A 5,129-nucleotide genomic window follows, 5' to 3' on the forward strand; every position below is an offset into this window, starting at 1 on the left:
CGCCGTCATGATATAAACCGTCATGCCGACGCGCTCAGTCATCGGGTTCAGCTCAGGCAACTGGGCGGCAAAGATTAAAATCGCCAGCGCATTGACAAAACCGATGACCACCGAGCGCGACACAAAGCGCATCAAGTTACCAAGTTTTAAAATACCCATGATGATTTGAATGACGCCGCAAAGTAGCGTAGCGGCAAGCAAGTACTGCAGCCCGTGCTCGGCGACCAAATCAACCATCACCAGTGCCATTGCGCCAGTCGCCGCCGAAATCATTCCTGGACGTCCACCGACAAAACTAATGACCACGGCGATGCAAAATGAAGCATATAAACCGACTTTTGGGTCGACACCAGCGATAATAGAAAAGGCAATCGCTTCTGGAATCAAGGCTAGTGCGACCACTAAACCTGATAACGTATCACCGCGAATATTGGAAAACCACTCTTCACGCAAACTGCCAAAAAAAGATGTCATAAGTAAACTGTATAGTAGGGTTAGAGGCAAAAAAAACAACCATTTATGATCGAGCAATAAAGCGTCACCCTAAAATGATTGTATCGAGACTAACGGTTATCGACCTTTATAGCGGTATCGCACAAACCGTTACCCTTAATCAGTAGGATAACAGCTCTTAAAAACATGAATAAGTGTTTACCGTGAAATACGGTGGAAGAAGATACGTCTCTTGTCAGACAAAACGCCAAAATATGGGGCAGCGGTTGCCTGTCATATCCACCTCAGCATAAAAAACATAACTGCAGGACGATGACAATGGCGCGATAAAGGTGACAACATGCTAAACTAAAATGCTAAATTAGAGATTTGGTTAAAGAGCGCTTACTATCGTAGCGGTTCTTATTAAGGCGGCTATTATAGCATTAGCGGCGCAATATAAAAACAGGCGCATAATAACACAAAGCCTCAAAAAACCAGTACCGAAATTGCGGAAATGGCTTTATGATGCTCATCAGCCAAAGTGGCTTATTGACACAGGTTCAGACAGATTTAGGCAGACTTGCTCAAACTGGCTTAGAATGCTTGTAGCCCTGACGTTTAGCGTAAAGCTCACTATAAAAAGCCATTATCAATACTATTGATAAAGCCAAGATACTTGATACAATTTTGTTCGTCCAATAGATAAAGGGAATAGATATGACCACTAACACCGCAACAGAAGCCTTACTCCATAAGGGCAGTGGTTTACAAGTCGTGGTCGGTTTGGGGCAGTCGGGACTGTCGGTTGCGCAGTATTTGACCAAGCAAGGTTACCAAGTCGCTGTCACCGACAATCAAGTCAATCCCATTTTAGCAGAGCAATTACCTGCTGCTGTTGAGATTCGCCAGTTTGGCGCGATAGATGCCGATTTATTGCAGCGAGCGGCTCGTATTATCATCAGTCCAGGTATCTTTAAAAACCCCAGCGGTTGCTGCGGCGCGAGAGGCGAATATTGCCGTTGTCAGTGACATTCAGCTATTTTGTGAAGCGTGCCGCGTACCGATTGTTGCGATTACAGGCTCTAACGCTAAAAGTACCGTCACCACCTTGGTTGGACAAATGGCCGCCGATGCTGGGGTCAATGTTGGCGTAGGCGGCAATATTGGCGTGCCAGCACTGACGTTATTGTCCAATACCGAGATGGAATTGGCAGTTCTCGAGCTATCAAGTTTCCAGTTAGAGACCGTAACCAATTTAGGCGCACAAGTGGCAACGGTACTGAACATGTCGCCTGACCACCTAGACCGCCATGGCGATATGCTCGGCTACCATCAAGCCAAGCATCGTATTTTTCAAGGCGCCAAGTCTGTAGTGATAAATCGCGAAGATGCCTTGACGCGGCCGCTAGTGGCGGATAATTTGCCACGCTTAAGCACGGGCATTCACGCCCCTGACAAAGGTCAATATGGACTGATTACCGACTCAGAAGGGCAGACGTATTTGGCCCGCGGGACCGAGCGTTTGCTGTCGGCAGACAAACTGCGTATCAAAGGTCGGCATAATTTACTCAATGCGCAAGCAGCTTTGGCTTTGGGTGAGCTTGCAGGCTTACCGCTTGATAGTATGCTCGCCACCTTGCAGAATTTTACAGGACTTGAGCATCGCTGCGAATATGTGGCTACGGTCGATGGCATTGATTATTTTAATGATTCTAAGGGTACTAATATTGGCTCAACCATGGCGGCAGTCGAGGGCTTAGGAGCGGTATATGCGCCTAAAGATGGTAAGCTACTATTAATTTTAGGTGGGCAGGGTAAAGGTCAGCAATTTGGCGAATTAACGCCATTTATCAATCAATACGTCAGCCAAGTGCTGTTTATTGGCGAAGATAGCCAGCAAATTGAGCAACATTTACGCGCCGCTGGTATCAACGACGATGACGTCTATATGCATCAATGTCAAACGCTAGAGGGCGCTTTTGCGACGATACAGCAAGTCACAAAAAGCAGCCTATCGCAGGTACAAGCGGTGCTCTTGTCGCCAGCTTGTGCCAGTTTCGATCAGTTTAGTGGCTTTGCGGAACGCGGCAAGTACTTTAGTCAGCTGGTTAACCAGTTAGACAAAGCTTCATAAGGTATCTTGTTACCTGATAAGACTTCTTGATTTGAGGTAGTATGAGCATTAGGTTTTAAGCGGTTTGGCTTAGCGTTATAAAATGGCAGGCGTTTTTTGATAAATGATTGTTTTGCTTATAAATTGCTGCTACTGTCAACTAGGTAATAAAGCGGACGACAAACGATTTGCAAACCATCGTTGCTATTCATGTTGCTAACCACTGTACTATTAATACTGACAAGCTAAACGATTAACAATCGGGGTTTGTCACCGCTTTGCTGTCTGCTATTATCTATTGGATAAAATCAACTTCATTTTTTTAAACGGTGGCGTTTTATAACGCCGTGTTTTCTCGTTTGCTAGTGTATATAAAATTATGGCGCTCTCTTCTTTTTTTCGATCAAACTCTCAATCGCCGCGAGCTACTGGCTCAGATGGCGTTCTCTCCATGCCCTCAGCACGCGCCATTTTATTAGCAAGCGTTGGCTGTATGTTGGTGCTCAGCTTGCTGATGGTAGCTTCTGCTTCTATCCCGTTTGCCCTTAGTCGCGGCATGAGCGAGCTGCATTTCTTTTATAATCAGCTTTTATACATGGCGATTGGGCTAGTTATCGCTGGTATTTCTTATAAAGCAGTAACGCTAAAAAGGCTTTATAAAACCGAAACCCAGTTTATGCTCTTGGCCATCACAGGGTTATTGTTATTTGCCACTTTATTTAGTACGCCTATTAATGGCTCAAAGCGTTGGCTCACGCTCGGCGGTTTTAATTTTCAGGTCGCAGAGCTTGCCAAATTGGTGATGATTATCTTTGTCTCAGACTTTGTTGTACGGCGCTCATTTGAGGTACGTAACGGTTGGGATGGGTTTTTACGCATAGCCATCGTGGTTGGATTAATCACCGTTCTGTTGCTCGCGCAGCCAGATTTTGGCTCGTTTGTGGTTATTATTGGTACGGTCTTTGCCATCTTTTATATTGCTGGTGCGCCTTATAAACAATTTATCGCGCTCGGCGCTGTGGCCGTTGGCGGTGCTGTATTAATGGTGGCGACCGTACAATACCGCCTCGTACGGGTAATGTCGTTTTTGGACCCTTTTGACGATGTGCAAGATACCGATTATCAGCTAGCACGCAGTTTAATTGCCTTTGGTCGCGGACAGTTTACTGGCGTCGGCTATGGCGAAAGCGTGCAAAAACTGTCGCATTTACCAGAGGCGCATACCGATTTTCTACTAGCCATTACTGGTGAGGAGTTAGGCTTCGTTGGGGTGACCATGATTCTCATCTTTGAGGCGCTGATTATCGGAAGTGCGATGCGCATCAGCTATAACGCTCTAAAACGTCGGCAAATGCGCATGAGCTATACCGCTTTTGGTATCGCAGTGGTGTTTATCGCGCAGACGATTATTAATGCGGCGATGAATATGGGCGCGATTCCAACCAAAGGTTTGACCATGCCGTTTTTCAGTTATGGCGGCTCATCGATGCTGATTAGCTTGGTGATGGTCGCGGTACTGCTAAAGATTTATAAAGAAAGCCCTGAGATTGAAAAAAGCCAGTGCCGTTATTACTAAGTCATTTAATGATTAGAGTGTTTACGGCACTTCAATGATCAATGATAAAAAAGCGTCGCTCATAGCGGCGTTTTTTCTATTAAGGCTTAGCAAGATGTTATTAAATATCAGGCATATTTAAAGACTGCCTATTTTGCAGGGGTAAATTATCCCACTGTGCAACTGCTTGCTTTAGCATGTTTGTCGGCGTATCTCTATCAACGGCAGGCTGCTGTAATAGCTGCAAAGCATGGGCAATTAGACGACTTGGGTCACGGGTATCAATTGGCTGAGCAAGGTTTTGTTTAGAGAGCTTTTGACCGTCAGGACTGCATATCAATGGCAAATGATACCAATGATCGATAGCGGGTAAGCTTGCTGCACGCATGATGCTAATTTGCGCTGTCGTCATCGGCAAAATATCCAAGCCGCGCATAATATGGTTGACGCCTTGCAGGCCATCATCGAGACTGGCGGCTAAGATATAGTTAATCATCCCATCTTGGCGACGTACCACCATATCTCCCAAGGTTCGCTGCGGATTGCTCCATTGCACACCTTGAATACCATCTTTAAAGCCGATACGGTAATCTGGTAGCTGTATACGCAGTTTGTTTTTTTCTTTATCAAGATTGGCATTTAGACAACAGCGCGGATAGCGTTGCCTGTTCAGTAGTTTTTCCTGTGCCTGCTCTGCGTCCATGCTTTCTCCCATCGCTTTTTGCTGCCAATAACGCTCAAGACTTTTACGCGAGCATTGACAGCCGTAAGTCAGCGGATATAGGCTTGAAGATAAATAATCATTATAAATATCAAGGCGCTCAGATTGGTAGATAACATCGCCATCCCAGTGCAGCCCAAGCACTTCTAAATCAATCAAAATCTGCTCGGTAAACTGTCGATCACAGCGCTCGGTATCGGTGTCTTCGATACGTAGTAGCCATTTGCCCCCAAGAGATTTGATATGACAAAAGCTGGCAAGCGCGGTGGTTAAGGAACCAAGATGCAGCTCACCGGTAGGCGACG

General features: G+C 45.8%; 3 protein-coding genes and 1 pseudogene. 2 read left to right on the plus strand and 2 right to left on the minus strand.

Going from position 1 to position 5,129, the window contains the following annotated elements:
* Positions 1 to 474 (minus strand): SulP family inorganic anion transporter (locus tag V7D75_RS13795; RefSeq protein ID WP_333615023.1); only part of this gene is annotated, 474 nt, incomplete at its 3' end.
* A gap of 678 nt (positions 475 to 1,152) precedes the next feature.
* Here V7D75_RS13795 and murD point away from each other — a divergent pair.
* Together murD and V7D75_RS13805 are read left to right on the plus strand one after the other, a co-directional pair.
* A pseudogene (murD, locus tag V7D75_RS13800) lies at positions 1,153 to 2,569 on the plus strand (UDP-N-acetylmuramoyl-L-alanine--D-glutamate ligase).
* A 430-nt stretch (positions 2,570 to 2,999) separates the two neighbouring features.
* Entirely contained in the window at positions 3,000 to 4,124 is a 1,125-nt protein-coding gene (locus V7D75_RS13805; protein WP_068404278.1) for an FtsW/RodA/SpoVE family cell cycle protein, read from the plus strand.
* A gap of 100 nt (positions 4,125 to 4,224) precedes the next feature.
* On the opposite strand, the gene gluQRS is transcribed toward V7D75_RS13805, so the two are convergent.
* Positions 4,225 to 5,129: tRNA glutamyl-Q(34) synthetase GluQRS (gene gluQRS, locus V7D75_RS13810; protein ID WP_333615024.1), on the minus strand; the 905-nt coding region annotated here is incomplete at its 5' end.

It is taken from the genome of Psychrobacter sp. (genome assembly GCF_036731945.1).
GTDB lineage: Bacteria > Pseudomonadota > Gammaproteobacteria > Pseudomonadales > Moraxellaceae > Psychrobacter.

Coding starts and splice junctions, on each gene's coding strand:
- V7D75_RS13805 (WP_068404278.1), top strand. CDS start 3,000: ATGCCCTCAGCACGCGCCATTTTATTAGCAAGCGTTGGCTGTATGTTG.